Source organism: Shewanella sp. SM21, from assembly GCF_025654335.1.
Classification (GTDB): domain Bacteria; phylum Pseudomonadota; class Gammaproteobacteria; order Enterobacterales; family Shewanellaceae; genus Shewanella; species Shewanella oncorhynchi.
Map to the genome: position 1 here is coordinate 1 of NZ_JAKKRL010000008.1, position 17,231 is coordinate 17,231.

General features: G+C 45.9%; 14 protein-coding genes and 1 rRNA gene. 2 read left to right on the plus strand and 13 right to left on the minus strand.

Features of this window, described 5'->3' with window-relative positions:
- Window positions 1-438: ribosomal RNA gene (locus L5L94_RS12010) — 16S ribosomal RNA — on the minus strand; the annotation flags it as partial.
- A 648-nt stretch (window positions 439-1,086) separates the two neighbouring features.
- On the minus strand, window positions 1,087-1,635 hold the full coding sequence (gene gmhB / locus L5L94_RS12015; RefSeq protein WP_219253763.1) for a D-glycero-beta-D-manno-heptose 1,7-bisphosphate 7-phosphatase: 549 nt from the start codon (window positions 1,633-1,635) through the stop codon (window positions 1,087-1,089).
- A gap of 425 nt (window positions 1,636-2,060) precedes the next feature.
- On the opposite strand from gmhB, the gene L5L94_RS12020 reads away from it, so the two are divergent.
- Together L5L94_RS12020 and L5L94_RS12025 are read left to right on the plus strand one after the other, a co-directional pair.
- Window positions 2,061-2,732, plus strand: a complete 672-nt coding sequence (locus L5L94_RS12020) for a GntR family transcriptional regulator (protein WP_028760950.1) — start codon at window positions 2,061-2,063, stop codon at window positions 2,730-2,732.
- A 91-nt stretch (window positions 2,733-2,823) separates the two neighbouring features.
- Entirely contained in the window at window positions 2,824-3,891 is a 1,068-nt protein-coding gene (locus tag L5L94_RS12025; RefSeq protein ID WP_028760951.1) for a ketoacyl-ACP synthase III, read from the plus strand.
- An 88-nt stretch (window positions 3,892-3,979) separates the two neighbouring features.
- Here L5L94_RS12025 and L5L94_RS12030 read toward each other — a convergent pair whose 3' ends face one another.
- The 11 genes from L5L94_RS12030 to zipA all read right to left on the minus strand — a co-directional run bounded on the left by L5L94_RS12030 (window position 3,980) and on the right by zipA (window position 17,214).
- Entirely contained in the window at window positions 3,980-4,573 is a 594-nt protein-coding gene (locus L5L94_RS12030; protein WP_263163315.1) for a lecithin retinol acyltransferase family protein, read from the minus strand.
- 203 nt (window positions 4,574-4,776) lie between these two features.
- On the minus strand, window positions 4,777-5,463 hold the full coding sequence (locus tag L5L94_RS12035) for an exonuclease domain-containing protein (RefSeq protein WP_263163317.1): 687 nt from the start codon (window positions 5,461-5,463) through the stop codon (window positions 4,777-4,779).
- 1 nt (window position 5,464) lies between these two features.
- Window positions 5,465-7,312 carry a DUF294 nucleotidyltransferase-like domain-containing protein gene (locus L5L94_RS12040; RefSeq protein ID WP_263163319.1) on the minus strand — a complete coding sequence of 616 codons (1,848 nt, stop codon included), beginning with the start codon at window positions 7,310-7,312 and terminating at the stop codon, window positions 5,465-5,467.
- A 199-nt stretch (window positions 7,313-7,511) separates the two neighbouring features.
- The gene (locus tag L5L94_RS12045) at window positions 7,512-9,248 is read right to left on the minus strand and encodes a sodium:solute symporter family protein (protein WP_131523557.1); all 1,737 of its coding nucleotides are present in this window, start codon (window positions 9,246-9,248) and stop codon (window positions 7,512-7,514) included.
- 11 nt (window positions 9,249-9,259) lie between these two features.
- A complete protein-coding gene (locus tag L5L94_RS12050; RefSeq protein ID WP_006082142.1) occupies window positions 9,260-9,526 on the minus strand; it encodes a DUF4212 domain-containing protein in 267 nt (88 codons plus the stop codon).
- 631 nt (window positions 9,527-10,157) lie between these two features.
- The gene (locus L5L94_RS12055) at window positions 10,158-10,778 is read right to left on the minus strand and encodes a thiol:disulfide interchange protein DsbA/DsbL (RefSeq protein ID WP_263163321.1); all 621 of its coding nucleotides are present in this window, start codon (window positions 10,776-10,778) and stop codon (window positions 10,158-10,160) included.
- Window positions 10,779-10,899: 121 nt separating this feature from the next.
- Window positions 10,900-11,763, minus strand: coding sequence for an SDR family oxidoreductase (locus L5L94_RS12060; RefSeq protein WP_263163322.1), 864 nt, complete (start codon window positions 11,761-11,763; stop codon window positions 10,900-10,902).
- Between the two features lie 56 nt (window positions 11,764-11,819).
- Window positions 11,820-13,025 (minus strand): HD-GYP domain-containing protein, encoded by a 1,206-nt coding sequence (locus L5L94_RS12065; protein WP_173244162.1) that lies wholly within the window; start codon window positions 13,023-13,025, stop codon window positions 11,820-11,822.
- 222 nt (window positions 13,026-13,247) lie between these two features.
- Complete coding sequence (locus L5L94_RS12070; RefSeq protein ID WP_131523553.1) at window positions 13,248-13,733, minus strand: DUF2919 domain-containing protein; 486 nt, start codon at window positions 13,731-13,733, stop codon at window positions 13,248-13,250.
- Between the two features lie 246 nt (window positions 13,734-13,979).
- Entirely contained in the window at window positions 13,980-16,037 is a 2,058-nt protein-coding gene (gene ligA / locus L5L94_RS12075; protein ID WP_263163324.1) for an NAD-dependent DNA ligase LigA, read from the minus strand.
- A 103-nt stretch (window positions 16,038-16,140) separates the two neighbouring features.
- Entirely contained in the window at window positions 16,141-17,214 is a 1,074-nt protein-coding gene (gene zipA / locus L5L94_RS12080; RefSeq protein WP_219251477.1) for a cell division protein ZipA, read from the minus strand.
- Between the last annotated feature and the right edge of the window lie 17 nt (window positions 17,215-17,231).

Consider the following 17,231-nt stretch of genomic DNA (forward strand, 5'->3'; position numbering starts at 1 on the left):
AAGTGCTTTACAACCCGAAGGCCTTCTTCACACACGCGGCATGGCTGCATCAGGGTTTCCCCCATTGTGCAATATTCCCCACTGCTGCCTCCCGTAGGAGTCTGGGCCGTGTCTCAGTCCCAGTGTGGCTGATCATCCTCTCAGAACAGCTAGGGATCGTCGCCTTGGTGAGCCATTACCTCACCAACTAGCTAATCCCACCTAGGTTCATCCAATCGCGGAAGGCCCGAAGGTCCCCTCCTTTCCCCCRTAGGGCGTATGCGGTATTAGCAGTCGTTTCCAACTGTTATCCCCCTCGACTGGGCAGATCCCTAGGCATTACTCACCCGTCCGCCGCTCGCCACCTCAGAAGTAAACTCCCTTGTGCTGCCGCTCGACTTGCATGTGTTAGGCCTGCCGCCAGCGTTCAATCTGAGCCATGATCAAACTCTTCAATTAAAGTTTTGTTGTTTGACTCACGTCAAACGGCTCAATGAATTCTACTGTTTTGATTCGCTTTGCTCACTAAGAAGCATCACGTTTCAACTCATACATTACTGTATGTACATATTACTATGAACACTCAGTCACGCTTCTCGTTGAGAAGAATGACTTGAAAACATTGATTTAAATTTTTGACTGCCAACCCTAAGGTTAAGCAGTTTCGATTAACTCAACACCTGTGAGTGTCCACACAGATTTGCTTGATAAATTGTTAAAGAGCATGGTTAGCAGCTTATTCAGCGTTTAACCCTTGACCCCGCTGGGTCAGTGGATGCGCATTATAGGGATGTCAGATTTTACCGCAACCCCTTTGGCGCGAATAATTACGAAAAACGATTCAAGCGCACACTTTTTAAACTAAAAGTGTGTTTTAACGCCAATATTATCGAATCTATGCTGAATTAAGGGCAAAGATGAGATTAATCCAGCGCTAGAAATGACAAGAGCCAACCTATTGGTTAGCTCTTGTCATGTTAGATCACTTTTAACGCAAGCTTCCATTCAACAAGAGCAACAACCCACGCTACTGGCTACTGTGATAGTAGCTACTTGAGATGAACTTATAAGCAAATGTTTATCTGCTTATAAGTAATAGCGTAGCGACTAGCCTAGGCTTTTTAAGTAAGACGGCACATCGGCAATACTGTCGAGTACCACAGTGGCATCACTGTCATCGGCAATAACCTTACCACTGCGCACTAATATACGAGTAGTCACGCCCGCCGCTTTCGCTGCCTGCATATCTTCGGCTTTGTCGCCAACCATGACTGAGTGCGCTAAGTCGATTTTTAAGAATTGCGCCGCATCATTAAGCATACCCGGCTTAGGTTTGCGGCAATCACAATCGACCTTATATTCCCCTATGCCTTTCTCGGCATGGTGCGGGCAATAGTAAATACCATCGAGCTCGACCCCTTTGTCGGCAAAGTTCCAATCCATCCACTCCGTTAAGCTGTGGAATTGGTCTTCAGTGTACATGCCACGGGCAATACCAGATTGGTTAGTGACGACAACTAACTTGTAGCCCATTTCTTTTAAAGAGAGGCAAGATTCAAACACACCGTCAATATATTCGAAGTCATCCACTAAATAGACATAACCATGGTCTTTGTTAATCACGCCATCACGGTCTAAAAATACTGCTCGACTCACTGTAATACTCCCAAATCGCCTAAGGCGTTATCGCGCTATTATTCCATTCATTATCAGAAATTGCACCGCTGAAGTTATGCTTTTAGTGCTAAATTGCGCGTTAGTGATATTTCGTGGCTGTACAGGCAAATCTCTATGCACAGCTTGTGTCTATGCGAGATAGTAATTGTCCCACCAAATTAGAGTCCAAAAAAATCCAGCAGTGAGCTGAACAGCGTTTTTACAAATAATTGCCACCGTTGCCATCGAAGCCGCTCGCAAGGAATGCGCTTCAAATCGTAAGAGAAAACCACAAAAAACCCCGTCTTTTGGGCATTATTAGTCTCTTAGATGCTGCACTCAATCAAGCATTTCCCTTTATTTGTGGTGTTTTTAACGGTAATCTTGGGCAAATAACGAGAAAATACCCGAAATAGACGGAAATAATGAGTCGAACTACTCCTATCGTCCACAAAACCCGCACCCAGTTAGTTGTGGAAGTGCTCAGAGAGAGAATTCTTTCAGGTGACATAGCCGCAGGAGAACCCCTCAGACAAAGTGCTTTGGCTGAAGCGTTAAATGTCAGCCGTATTCCGGTGAGAGAAGCGTTATTGCAACTCGAAGCCGAAGGACTCGTTAAGTTTGAGCCCCATAAAGGTGCGACTGCGACAGTTTTATCCGTCGAACAAGTCACCGAACTTTTTGAATTACGTGCAATGATCGAAACCGATCTGCTTGCGAAAGCGATCCCACGACTTCAAGAGGCTGATTTAGAAAAAGCAGAACGTGTACTCGAGCAATTGGAGTCGGCCTTCAAACATGAAGATGCCGTCGCCAGTTGGAGCGAGTTGAATACGCAATTTCACACTTGCTTATATCAGGCGGCTAATCGCCCACACACCCTTGAGGTTGTTCACGGCCTCAATACTAATTGTGATAGATACATTCGTTTGCAGTTATTGCTCGCGGGGGGAATTCCTGCCGCAGAGCATGAGCACAGGGCTTTGCTCAACCACTGCAAACTGAGAGAAACAGAAAAAGCGACGGCGCTACTGCGTCATCATATTCTGCATGCCGCAATGACAATTCGAGATCTCGTCGCCAAACAGGTGGTCTAGATCACGGACGGCCATTAGAGTTGCCGATAAGCTTTGTTGTCGATTCAAGGCAGCGCTCAGGTTCTGCCTTTTTTATTTGAGAGAAACCACCATGCAGTACGCCACTATCACAGGTTGGGGCAAATGTGTTCCACCAGCCACGCTGACCAACGATGATCTTGCTACCTTTATCGAGACATCCGACGAATGGATCAAATCTCGCACAGGGATCAGCCAGCGCCATATCAGTCATGTAAATACCTCTGAACTTGCTTCAGTTGCAGCACAACGTGCGCTCGCAGCAGCGGGTATTGATGGCAGTGAAATCGACATGATCATTCTGGCCAGTGCCAGCCCAGACACTTTGATCCCAAATATTGCATCCACTGTACAAGCTAATATTGGCGCCAGTTGTGCCGCATTCGATATCAATGCTGCCTGCAGTGGCTTCTTATATGGCTTAGGTTTAGCCAGCTCACAAATCAAGAGTGGCCAGAGCAAGAAAGTATTAGTCATTGGTGCTGAACGTTTATCTTTCTATTTAGATTGGTCGCGCCGCGAAACCGCAGTGCTATTTGGTGATGGTGCGGGTGCCGTTGTGGTTGAAGCGACAGATGTTGCCGGTGGCGTGCTCGGTTATGAACTGAATAACGATCCTGAAGGTCGTGATATTCTGAAAGCGGGCTTTGGCACGGCGATGGACAGATTCTCAGCCGACTCATTGGACTTTTTCATTGAATTCGATGGCCAAGAAATCTTCAAGCGTGCGATTAACGGAATGAATAAATTGAGCACTAAAGTGCTTGAAAAATGTGGTGTTGATAAGGATGAAGTGGATCTCGTGATCCCGCATCAAGCCAACGAACGTATTATTGATACCTTAGTTAGCCGAATGAAAATCCCGAAAGAAAAAGCCTTCGTGAACATCGCTAATTATGGCAATACCTCGGCGGCGACGATTCCAATTGCGATTTGTGATGCGTTAGAACAAGGCATTATCAAGCCGAATCAAACCATACTCTCTTGTGCCTTTGGCGCAGGCTTAACCTCTGCCGCACTCTTGCTGCAATGGGGAAATCGTGTCACACCTATCAATATCAGTGATGCCGAGTTACCGCCTTGTGATAAAACAGGCATAGAGTTAGTCAAACGCGCTGTAGATTATTTTTGTAAGCCGTAAACGGTTTCTGCAAAACGATTACATAGTGTTTCACTAAAACATAAAAGCCATCTTAAGCGATGGCTTTTTTAGTATATGACTACAGAACTTATTCATTCAGCTTGCTAATGATCATCTCATCCCAATAGATAGCTTGATTAAAATGTTCGGCGAGTTTTTGATTTAACTCATTAAAGCCTTTAATCACGCCTTCGCTGCCACTAATACAAGACCAAACAAATCGATGGCAATTGTTGTCGAATAAATCATATTCCCGATACTGATAAATCGCCTGTTCAGCGCGGGGCAACACAGAGTCGGCAATAAGAGGCTGATGTTGGTGATTACAGGCAAGATAGATTTGGCTACCGGTCCGTCCCGCTAAAAAACGCTTTACCGATACAGCCCGCACCAGCCCTGAGCCATGTAACTCTACGAGGCAATCATCACCAAGCCAAATGCCAGTATGCTCAATCACGCCAAAAACATAACAACAGACGATACTGCCAGGAATTGGCGATACTTGTTTTAATCCCTTTTGCCATTGACTCGGCGGTGCCACCATAGCGCAATTGGCAACGGGGTACTTAGGGGCCTTACCGAGTAATCTGTCACGCTCAAGCTGTTGACGCTGCTGGCGCTCATCGGCCAGCAAAACCGCACCGATTACGGCACCACCCACCCAAAGTAAAGGTAACGGCATCATATTCTCCTACACACTCAACTTAGTAGAGTGAAGTACAAGTTGGTTGGATTGCCAAGTTAACGGCAGGTTGAATTTGAACAGAGGATTAAATGTAAACTGAGTTTAGCTTGTCAGTGATTAACCTAAGATGAAATCCAGGTGAAACCAATCCATCTCAAATGGATTCACTCACCACAAAGAGTGATTTCAGTTAACACTGACTAAGTCGATTTTTGCAGTAAATCAGCCACGGTAAGCTTTGCCGCACCGCCCATGGCGGCCATTTGCGCGAGTAATAATTCCCCACAAGCTAAGGCATCGGTCAGCGCGCTATGGGCTGTATAAATGGGTAAACTGTAACGTTCGCGACAAGCACCGAGACGCAAACTCCCCTCTTTAATCACTGAATGTTCCCGTAGTAAACGGTGCTTTTCAACCATTAAAGTATCGATTGCAGGTAAAACAAGGGCTTGATGATAAATCGTCAATAAATCCTGCTGTAAAAAACGACAATCTAAACGGGCATGATGTGCCACCAGCACGCGTCCATAGGTTTGATTGATAAACCAGCACATGGCTTCTTCAATGGTGACAGCTTGCACCAAATGATTGTCAAGAATGCCGTGGATCGTCGCGCTTTGGCCTACACTACCGCGAATTTGCACTAACTTTTGCTCGGCGCGTGCCAACGGGATCTCACCGCGCTCAATCGGCACCAATCCAATACTGAGAATTTGGTCTTGCTGTGGATTGAGCCCTGTCATCTCCAAATCCATCGCCGTTAACGGCGCTTCAGATAACGGCATTGCCAGCAGAGGCAACAGCGACTGATAATAGCCTTTAAATAAATGATGTTGGCAACGCAGCGCCCGCCAATTGAGCTGAGTTTTCAGCAACAATGTATTCATATCAAAAACTTCGCATAAATTTCATCTTCATCCCCGCCTGCGCCTCATGCACGACTTTAAAAGCGTCACGTAACTGATGACGAACCAGCGAAGACAAATGCCCAGGCAGCAAATAATTACTCACCTCTACCCCTTGATTATGTTGATAACCTTGGTTCGATAACCGCATATGGGCGATAAACTCGTGGGCATCAGCCAAATTGAGCGCATCTTGTCGATTGAGGATATTCGCATCCATCAAGGCACGAATACGTTTTGCGGTATTCACTTCTTTAATGCCCGCAGACAAGGCATAAACACGGGAAATATCGTTGATCAAAGCATTGCCCTTATGCTTCAAATCGATGCCTTTAACTTCACTACCATCCCGCTCGAGTACAAATTTGCGAAAAAATCCTAACGGCGGCGACTCCACCAGCGAATTGCCTGTCATACCCGCGAGGAAAATATCGTTATCGCGGGTTTGAGCCAAGACTTTATCCTGTAAGGCATCAAACAGGGTTTGTGGACCGTAAACCGATCGCATATCGAAGAAGATGCTGGCGTGCATTAACGCCTTAGGCTCAGGCGTTATGACCCATTTTTCAAATACCTGTTGCCACTGTTTGAGTGACATCCGCCATTGGGGATTTTGCGCCATAATATTGCCGGGACAAAATTCATAACCACATTGGTCAAGCCCTGCGCATACGGCATGGGTTAAGGCATCAAAATAACCTTTAGCAAAATCATCCATCTCTTCTGCGACTAACAAGCCATTATCTTGATCTGAACACGCAGCCTGATCTTGTCGTCCCTGCGAGCCAAATGCCAACCAGCAAAAGGCCATCGGCGGTTCACCAAGCAATTGTTGATTGAGCAAGATTAATCTCCGCGTCAGCGCATCGGTGACAGAGGTTAACACTCGGCCAATTTCTTCAGCTCTGGCATCGGCACTAATAAGATTTTGCAGCAATAGGGGAATTTGCTTACTGACACCAATTAAACTGGCAAGATCCTGCTGCCGTTCTATCTCACCAATCAACAGTAGCGGTTGTGAGCCCTGCCCGCGCAAGATGTCAGTACTGGTCACCATACCGATAGCTTTATCTTGATCGATAATAGGTAAGTGATGAATATTATGCTCACTCATCAGCAGCATGGCTTCAAAAATCAATGCATTGGAGGAAATCGAGATAGGTGAAACCGTCATGGCTTGATGCACAGCAACGCTGCCATCAAGCCCAGCTGCTAACACGCGATTACGCAAATCCTTATCGGTTAAGATGCCAACCAATTTATGATTATCCGTCACCAATAAGGACGATACTCGGCGATTTCGCATCAAGAGTGCCGCCTGAGTCACGCTAGCTTGGGCATCTATAACGATGGGAGTGGAAGACATCAAGGTACTTATCCGACTTGTGGTCGTCAGATCCTTTGCCTTAAAGCGGGCCTCATGGCGTAAACGCTTTGCGAAGGCGCGGGTAAAAAACTTATCGAAGTGACGACTCTCACTCCTAAGGCTATCAAACAAGGCTTGGGGCAGATGATAAACTAGACCGTCTTCAAGAATAGCGACTTTATTAACGACTTTTTCCCCTGATAACAAAGTAGAAAAGCCAAAAAACTCACCCTCACCCACTCTATCCACCAACACGCCGTCAGGATCGCGCACCTCAAAGGCGCCGCTACGCACCATATACAACTTAGGCGAATTCGCGTCGAAATTAACATAACCAGAGGCTTTGCTGTAATACCCAACAGTAACAGCCTTAGCGCAGCGCACAACAACATCCTCAGGCAGAGCATCAAAGGGCACAAGTCCCTGTAGAAATTGCACTACGGGTTGTAACTCACTGGCATTCATAGGCAACACCTTCTTTAGGCGAATTTTTACTGAGATGTCATCACTATAGCCTGCATTGTCGCTACGCTACATTCGACTAAAGTCAGCCGCAAGCATAATAAAGTGACTCCCCACAGAATCATAAAGGCTGGCCAAAAGAGCCATAAAAAAGAGCGCCGAAGCGCTCTCTTGTGTTGGTACTCACCATTACGCAGTAAGGTTAGTGGCCGCTTGCTTCACCCGAACCTTTAGGGAAACGAATCGATTCAACCATCTCCTGAACATGCAGTGGTGTTGCCGCAGTGACTCGACTCACTATCGCTGCCACACCGAAGTTCACTAACATGCCTACCATACCAATACCTTCTGGTGAAATACCCAGAAACCAGTTAGCAGCTATGTTAGCCGTTGGATCAACAAACTTGAAGTAGATGATATAACCAGCAGTAAACAGTAGACCCGTTAACATACCGGCAATCGCACCTTCTTTATTCATTGTCTTAGAGAAAATACCCATAACAATGGCAGGGAACAGTGAGGAAGCCGCTAATCCGAAGGCGAATGCCACCACTGCCGCCACGAAACCAGGAGGGTTCACCCCAAAGTAACCCGCAATCACAATGCCGATACCTGCCGCCAAGCGAGCGTATAGCAGCTCTTTTTTATCGGAAAGGTTAGGCATTAAATTCTTTTTCAATAGGTCGTGTGAAACCGACGTTGAAATCACCAATAGCAAGCCTGCAGATGTTGATAACGCTGCTGCTAAACCACCCGCCGCCACGAGGGCGATAACCCAAGCTGGTAAATTAGCGATTTCTGGCGTAGCAAGTACGATAATATCGTTATCAATCTTCATTTCATTTTTGCTAGCGGGATCTTCAATCTTACCTGACGAATAGTAAATTTTACCGTCGCCATTTTTGTCATCCCACTTAATCAAACCGGTTTTTTCCCAGTTCTTAATCCAATCTGGTGCAGACTCATAAGCCACACCTTTAGAATCGGGACCGTTAATAGTTTCAATCATGTTCACGCGGGAGAACGCTGCTAACGCAGGTACTGTGGTGTACATAATCGCAATAAAAACAAGCGACCATCCGGCAGTGATACGTGCATCCTTCACCTTAGGTACAGTGAAGAAACGCACGATAACATGGGGTAAACCCGCAGTACCCACCATCAAGGCTCCCGTAATACAGAACACATCTATCATGCTCTTAGAACCGTCGGTGTAAGGTGCAAAGCCGAGCTCAACCGAAACGTTATTGAGTTTTTCTAACAAATACACACCGCTATTATTACCAGCGGCATCCAGTAACTCAGCACCAAAACCAATTTGCGGTACTAAGTGGCCCGTCATCATCACTGAAAGGAAAATAGCCGGAACCATAAAGGCGAAAATCAGTACGCAGTATTGGGCAACCTGAGTGTAGGTAATCCCTTTCATACCACCGAGTACCGCGTAGAAGAACACGACCGCCATACCGATATATACGCCCGTATCCACATCCACTTCAAGGAAACGCGAGAACACAACACCCACACCGCGCATTTGCCCTGCAATATACGTAAAGCAAATAAAGATGGCACAGATAACCGCTACAGTACGTGCCGCCTGTGAGTAATAACGCTCACCGACGAAATCTGGCACAGTAAACTTACCAAATTTACGTAAATACGGTGCCATACAAAGGGCAAGCAATACGTAGCCGCCCGTCCAGCCCATCAAGTACACGCTACCATCGTAACCGACGAAAGACACAATACCCGCTAACGAAATAAATGACGCCGCTGACATCCAATCTGCCGCCGTTGCCATACCGTTCACCACAGGGTGAACACCGCCGCCAGCAACATAGAACTCTTTGGTTGAACCCGCACGGGTCCAGATTGCAATCCCAATGTAGAGCGCAAATGAGAGCCCTACGATAATATATGTGAGTGTTTGAACATCCATCTCAAAGCTCCTTAGTCTTCTTGTACGTTATATTTTTTATCTAAGGCGTTGGCTTTTGCCGCGTAGACAAAGATAAGCGCAACGAATACATACATAGATCCCTGTTGTGCAAACCAGAAACCTAATTTGAATCCCATGAAATGGACTTCATTGAGTACATCAACCAATAAAATGCCGCATCCAAAAGAAACTGCCGCCCAAATGGCTAATAAGCTCAGTACGAGACGAATATTCTCGCGCCAATAACCCTTTGCCTTGTCGTTGTTTTCAAAACCCATAGTGACTCCCCTGTGCTGTTTTAATTTTAAGTCATGTTTAATCTAGCAACAGCTGGTGTGAGCACAATCACGACTTTCGTCTAACCCGTGATTCAAAACACTGTCTGCAAATAGCGAATAGAAACAAATTCAAAGAGTTAACAATAACATTACATTTTGATGCGGTTTTAACTTTTTTAACAGGTTAGACCAATGTCGAACATGAATGAGTGGGATGTGAATGGAGAAAGAGGATTTTCATCCAATAAATAGAAATAACTTATTGTCTGAACTAGGGAAATTAGAAATTTAAATGACCTTTAATACGGCTCTAGACTGGCTAAAAATCAGATACTTGAGATTTTTAGCCTAGATTATTGAGAATTTTAATCATGAGTTCCTCAATTAATTAGAGACGTTAAATCTCTCATCAAACCTAGGTCAGCCCAATTGCTTACCGTTTTATTTCATCATGTCATTTCGTCACAATGTTAGGGTTTGACTCATAGTCACCTTGCAGGTTAACAACAAAAAATAACCCAGCCTATGCTGGGTTACTCAATCTACCTTGAGGAAACGTGACTAAAGGTTACTCGCAAAAAGCTACTTTCATCGCATGATACATCGCGTGCCGTCCGTCTATAAAATGCCGTTACTTCGCAGCTAAAAACTTCACTAACGCTGCCAATTCTTCTGCGGTATGTGCGGTTGAGGTCAGCATATAACGGCCATTAACCAGTAATGACGGTACCCCCTTGATCCCAGCAAGCTCAGCTTGAGAGTCATAATTCATTAGGGTGAATTTAGCATCGACGGAATTCATCGCGGCATCGACATCATCTGCCTTAGCGCCTTGGGCAAGGAAAAAGGCTTTTACTTGCTCAAGGGTGGTAAATTGCTCACCTTTCTCATGAATTTGCTTAAAAATGGCACCATGGGTTTGCTTAGTCATCTTTAATTTTTGCGCCATATAATAGGCAAACTGGCTCAATTCCCAAGCAGGACGACCTGCACCAACGGGGGTACGCTCAAAGGCCACATCTTTGCCAAGCAGCTTTACTGTCGACTCAATGAGCGGTTCTTGCTTATAACAATGTGTGCAGTTATAAGAAAAAAACTCCCGCAGCACTGGCTTTTGTGCTTCGGTAATGCCCGCCACAGTGACATAATCCTTGCCTTCTTCGAAACTTGCAGCCTGCAGGGCAAAGCTGGCACTCAGCATTAATCCGCACGCAAATACTGCTATAGGTCGAACTCGATTAAACACGCTCATTATATTGTCTCTTTTTATTCGTCATTTGTTTAAATAAGGATTACACATTTGCTCAAGCAAATTTGGAACTCAAAGATAACCTAAAAGTTCAACTTTTACCTTTTACAGTAATGAACCTTTCTCAACATGACGCTAGCATATCCAGCGGCGAAACATACTGATATCGAAAGCCTAAATCCGTGACAATCGCGTCAGCTTGGATGACTTTACTCGGCATAGATTGTTGATTAAATTCTGGCGCGACTAAACCTAGAGATTCGGCAGCAGCTTGATAAAACTCAGCTTTAGTCGGATGTGAAGGTGCGCAAAGATTATAAATCGGCGCCACTGATAATCCAGAATGAGTTGCCGCGAGAATTGCGCTAACCGCGCGCACACAGTCACTAAGATGGACTAAATTTACCGCGACATTCGCCCCACTCACATCGGTTTTTCCAGCAAGAAAACGCCCAGGATGACGTTTAGGACCGACGAGCCCAGCAAAACGAACGATACAGGTATGGGGCAATGCTTGAAATAAAGCTTCAGCATCTAACAGCACTTGGCTATCGCTTGATTCTGCCATCGCATCGGCTTCTGTCATCAATTTATCTTGGGTCGGATATACGCCCGTAGTGCTGATAAACACAATCCGCTGATATTGCCAGCCTTGAGTTAATGCGATGAGTTGTTGTAATTCTTCAAGATAAGCGGCATTACCACGCTTTAGCCGTGGAGGAATATTGACCACCAGATAATCAGTCTGAAATAAACCGCTTAAAGCCTGAGCATCGGAGGCAGATGATGCTTCGTGGCCCAATTGCAGCGGATAGGCTTCAATCCCGACTTCAGTTAATACCGATAATTCTTCGGCACTGCGCTTACAGCCAGTGACTCGATAGCCTTCATGGACAAGTTGCTTTGCCAAAGCAAAACCAAACCAACCACAACCGACCAAAGCAACACTGGATTTTACTGCGCTGTTTTCTGCTTTTACATTCGCCATATTAGCCCTAAGGGAATCACATCAGCGGATAGAATACGGAACTTAGCGCATAAGATTCAAGCTTGTAGCGAACTAAAATAAAAACTAATCCCTTTATCGACTTGTAAGGTACGAATAGCACCCTCGGACAACTCTTCCGCCTTGATGGCTTTTTGTACTGTCACGCCTTCATTACTTAAAAAACGCAGCGATGGCTCACTGCCATCCTCTTTGCAGGCCCACACTTGGGGTTGACTCACATCTTTAGTCGTCATCATGACTTTTGCGATACAGCCATCGGAGAGTTTCACTATGGTTCCTGGTGGATAAATACCGAGAATTTTAACCAAAATAGCGATTAAAGATTCGGCATGTTTAGTGGCCCGATTCTTAAACAAATAACCTAAAGCGACTTGAGGGGAGGATATTTGTTGACCACTGAGCTGTTGATCGTAGTCATTTGCCAAACTCACGATCTGCGTAATGATAGGAATTTTATGGTCAGTTAACCCATCAGGGAAACCTGAACCGTCAATAAACTCATGGTGGTGTAGCACAATGTGTAGTACTTCTTTAGGGAATAATCCGGAACGATTGAGCATGTCATAGGCGAAATTAGGGTGCATTTGCAGATAATTTGACTCATGAGGTGTTAAGGCTCCGCGCTTACGGCGAATAACATCAGGTACCTTAAGTTTTCCAATATCATGTAACAAACTACCAAGAGCAATATCACGCAGTTCCCTTGGGCTTAAATCCAGTGCATGGCCCATCATCATTGCTAATACTGCCACGGAGACGCCGTGCTGGGTCACACTGACATCGTTATCATCCATTCCAACCAAAGTGAGGAAAGGTTTTTCAACTTCCTGTAGATGGCTGAGCAAGTCTTCTACCAGTGCCGCCGATAATCGATAGGCACCTTCGGGATCACTGGCTATCTTGCCAAATACATTTCGGCAGTTATTTACATTCTCAAGGAAACGCTTTTGGCTTAAACGTATCGCCTTACGGGTATCGGCCTTAAGATCTCGCTCAGGTGGAACTTCAATTTCATCTTCAACATCCTCATCTTCCCTAACAGTCTCCGAGCCGGGATTCAATTCAGATAACAAAAAAACATAGGGAACGCCTAAGCCACGGATCATTTCGATTTGAGCGGCACTGCTAATATCAACACGGTTAAATAAAAAAGGGTGGTTCGTCCATGACAAAGGCAACTTGACTCTCATGCCAAGTTGAATTTCTGACAGTAACAACTTTTTTTGAGGTACTTTTGCCACGCAATATGACTCCTTTCAAATGTAATGTGGATATAAACAGATGGCCTCATCTGCGTATCCAACAGGGCACATTTAAGCTAAGTACATATAACTATAGATGATTCAAAGCATTCAATGGAGAAATAAGGTAAAAATCCTTATCAAACTGAGGGATAGAACACATCGTCATGTGCCCCACCGCTCAGATCTAAATAAAGTTATTATATAACAATACGATAAAAACTAAGGCTGAAGTTCTTTAGCTTCTTCTTTTGGCCAATCACGGAGGTAATAACTGAGTCGCTTCGATTTAATAAGATAAATACTCGACCAAAATAACATTAAAGCATCTAAAGCAAGACTCCAATGAAACAGAAATTGGCCATGGATCAATCGCTGACCCAACAAAACGCCATCAATAATCAACAGCAACCACAACCCCCATTTTAAATGCACAAAAATCGGTCTTAACCATTGGGGCGAACGTCGACGTTCAGCTATCACCACAAGATAAATCAAAACCGCGCCAAGTCCCGCCCCGAGTGCTAGCAAAAAATCTGACTTTTCAGGGTAAAAAATCCGCACTAACTCAGAACGGTCACCCATCTGAGTCAGCGAGGCGATAAAAATACACCAACCACGCGCGAGATAAGCCAAAAGCGCATATAAAAAGATGGGCGGTTTAATGTGGCCTTTATCATCGAGCCAAGTGATGTGACTAAAATTCAAATAGGTTTCCAATCAGCAAAATCTAAAACAGCATATCAAGGAGATGGTGCCAATCGCGGTTAATTCAATAGCCAAAGCAGATAATCTTTCCGCACCTTGATTATTTTCAGACAAAAATAGCGCCTTGGGCCAGGCGCTATTTAATATCTGCTATTCGGCGGTATTCACCCCTTGATACAAGGCTGCAGCCGTTACAGCCGGCATTGAATCAACATCAAGCCAACGCCCTCTCTGAAATGACGCCAATCAAGCGTTCGCGGCGAGAAGGGCTAACAACTCGTCTTCATCCATCACTTTAACACCAAGCTCCTGCGCTTTAGCCAGTTTTGAACCTGCCGCCTCACCTGCCACTAAACAATCGGTATTTTTGGAGACACTGCCTGCCACTTTCGCCCCCAGCGCCTGCAACTGCGCTTTAGCATCATTGCGATTGAGCTGATTTAAGGTGCCAGTCAATACCCAAGTTTGGCCTTTAAGCGGCTGAGCATCTGCACTAGGTGCTTGAATGGCGGGCCAATGCACACCAGCAGCAACTAAAGCATCAATAACTTCAAGGTTATGGGGCTGGGCAAAAAAGTGGGCCACATGCTGGGCAACGACAGCACCAACATCTTCCACTTCAGTTAACTGCTCCACAGTGGCCACCCGCAGCGCATCTAGACTGGCAAAGTGCGCCGCTAGGTTTGCTGCCGTCGCCTCGCCCACTTCGCGAATACCTAAGCCATATAAGAAACGCGCGAGAGTGGTGGTTTTGGCCGCTTCAATCGCGGCCGCTAAATTGGTTGCTGACTTCATCCCCATACGGTCAAGCATAGTCATCATAGAAGCGGTGAGCTTAAACAGATCCGCAGGACTTTGAACTAACTCTTTATCAATCAATTGCTCAACGACTTTGTCGCCCATACCATCGATATCTAAAGCCTTGCGGGAGGCAAAATGCTTAATCGCTTCTTTACGCTGCGCTTCGCAGAATAAACCTCCGCTACAGCGAGCCACAGCCTCACCTTCTAGGCGCTCGACTAAACTGCCACACACAGGGCAATTATGCGGAAATACAATGTCTGTCGCCGTTTCAGGGCGTCTTTCGGGCACTATGCCAACAATTTGTGGGATAACATCGCCAGCGCGGCGGATGATCACTGTGTCACCGACTTTAATGCCTAAGCGGGCAATTTCATCGGCATTGTGCAGCGTCGCATTCGATACCGTCACGCCACCAACAAACACTGGCTTTAAGCGTGCTACTGGCGTGACAGCACCTGTGCGGCCCACTTGAAAATCAACGCCTTCAAGTTGGGTCATTTCTTCCTGTGCGGGGAACTTATAAGCAATCGCCCAGCGGGGTGATTTAGCCACAAAGCCTAAACGTTGCTGCTGGGCAATGTCGTTAACTTTCATCACTACGCCATCGATTTCAAAGGCTAAATCACCGCGACGGCTGAGAATATCTTTGTAGTAGTCATAGACTTGGCTTAGTTCAGCGCAGACTTTAATTTCGCTACTTACGGGTAAACCCCACGATTTAAGCTGCTGTAACTGCTCGAAATGGGTTTTAGCTAACGGATGGGAATCCGGCTCCACCACACCGAGCGCATAGGCATAAAAAGCCAATGAACGGGCAGCAGTAATTTTACTGTCAAGTTGTCGCAAGCTACCTGCTGCTGCGTTACGCGGATTCACGAAGAGTTTTTCATCTTTGGCGCGCGCCCTGTCATTCAAAGCTTCAAAAGCGGCTTTTGGCATAAAAGCCTCGCCGCGTACTTCAACGAGTTCAGGGAAGTCATTACCACGTAATTTAAGCGGGATCGATTTAATGGTTTTAACATTTTCAGTGATGTCTTCACCCACTGAACCATCGCCGCGCGTCGCCGCACGCTCGAGCACACCATGGCGATACAAGATACTCACGGCAAGGCCATCAAGTTTAGGCTCACAACAAAAGCTCACCTCACCCACTTTATCGGTGACACGCTTATGGAAAGCACTGAAATCCGCCTCATCGAAGGCGTTATCTAGGCTTAACATAGGCTTAAGGTGCGTGATTTGATCAAATTTGGCGAGCGCTAATCCGCCCACCCTTTGAGTCGGTGAATCAGCGACAATCAAATGGGGATACAAGGCTTCTAACTTGAGTAAACGCTGCATCAACCTGTCGTACTCAGAATCGGTAATGCTCGGAGCATCGTCCACATAGTAACGAATGTTGTGCTCGTTCAGCGATTGGCTGAGCGCCTGCATCACCTGCGATGCGTTTTCTGGGGTGACGTCTTTAGACAGAAGTGTATCGATTTGAATGTCTTGCATATTCTTTATCCAGAATTCTTTAGATCACAAAAAGTAGATCACAAAAAATGAGGCCGCAATCGCGGCCTCATCAATGTATTAACCGCCAAGTTGCGGCGTCGGCTTAAGCGTTAGCGCGAATGCGGTGTAAATAATCTTGCTTAGTGAACTCACCCCAAGGTTGGCGTTGTCCGTCAAGCACGACCGCATCGATATCATCCGCGAGTTGACGCGCCGAGTTAAGCATAATCGAGAAATTCATTAGGGCGTCACCGTAGCAAGGCAAAGTCATGAAAAACACCACACCTTGGGTACTGAACTGCTCCATATTATCCGGATCAAACACGCCAGGCTTTAGCATATTCGCTATCGAGAACAATACTTTACCATTGCCAGCATTATCCACATGGCGATGGAAAATATTCATATCGCCATATTTAAAATTCAAGGTTAAGAAACAAGGTAGCAATTCGGCTCCGTTAAGCTGTAGACCCTCTTTAGCGACCACGTGTAATACCAGTACGTCGCGTGGTTCACCTAACTCATCTTCAGCGGCTTGTTCGACAACCTCTTCTTGATATCTATCTTCTTTATATTCATTTTCGTCAAACAAGGCCGTTTGCTGCGGAGCTGCACTACGTAACGCATGTTCCTGCTCAGCCGCTTTTTGCGCGACGATAGCCGCATGAGATTGACCCATTGGCGGAGTTTGCGTACTCACTTGAGTGTTCAAAACGGGCTCTTGACGCGAGACTTTCGGGCCACGGTGTTGCTCTTTTGCCACGGGTGGCTGCAAGCTAAAATCAGGCTGAGCTGTTACAGGCTCGTGTTTAGGGCCAACTTTCAACTCTGGTTTAAATTCTGCTGATTTAAACTCTTGTGGTTTAAATTCAGGCTTAGGTTCTAGCTTTACTTCCTGCTTCAAATAAGGATTGGTCGCAGGAGTTTCGTTGTTAGGTGCAAGTTCACCGGCTTTGCGCACGCGTACGGCGCCAATACCATCGGCATCAAACCCTTCTGAATCGATCCGCTTCGGACTCGGCTCACCTTTCTCAGCCTGTTTCTTATAAAAGTTGCTCATTGGGCTATCTTTCAATGATTTAGGCTGTTGTCTTCTGATAGACCAAAATCCATGCACCAGCACAGCAACTATGGCTATGGCGCCTAAAACGAACAATACTAGTTGCAAATCTTCCATTGGTTACCCTGTCTTTC

Coding starts and splice junctions, on each gene's coding strand:
- zipA (WP_219251477.1), bottom strand. CDS start 17,214: ATGGAAGATTTGCAACTAGTATTGTTCGTTTTAGGCGCCATAGCCATA.
- L5L94_RS12055 (WP_263163321.1), bottom strand. CDS start 10,778: ATGAGCGTGTTTAATCGAGTTCGACCTATAGCAGTATTTGCGTGCGGA.
- L5L94_RS12040 (WP_263163319.1), bottom strand. CDS start 7,312: ATGAATGCCAGTGAGTTACAACCCGTAGTGCAATTTCTACAGGGACTT.
- L5L94_RS12035 (WP_263163317.1), bottom strand. CDS start 5,463: ATGAATACATTGTTGCTGAAAACTCAGCTCAATTGGCGGGCGCTGCGT.
- L5L94_RS12020 (WP_028760950.1), top strand. CDS start 2,061: ATGAGTCGAACTACTCCTATCGTCCACAAAACCCGCACCCAGTTAGTT.
- L5L94_RS12045 (WP_131523557.1), bottom strand. CDS start 9,248: ATGGATGTTCAAACACTCACATATATTATCGTAGGGCTCTCATTTGCG.
- L5L94_RS12030 (WP_263163315.1), bottom strand. CDS start 4,573: ATGCCGTTACCTTTACTTTGGGTGGGTGGTGCCGTAATCGGTGCGGTT.
- L5L94_RS12025 (WP_028760951.1), top strand. CDS start 2,824: ATGCAGTACGCCACTATCACAGGTTGGGGCAAATGTGTTCCACCAGCC.
- ligA (WP_263163324.1), bottom strand. CDS start 16,037: ATGCAAGACATTCAAATCGATACACTTCTGTCTAAAGACGTCACCCCA.
- L5L94_RS12050 (WP_006082142.1), bottom strand. CDS start 9,526: ATGGGTTTTGAAAACAACGACAAGGCAAAGGGTTATTGGCGCGAGAAT.
- L5L94_RS12060 (WP_263163322.1), bottom strand. CDS start 11,763: ATGGCGAATGTAAAAGCAGAAAACAGCGCAGTAAAATCCAGTGTTGCT.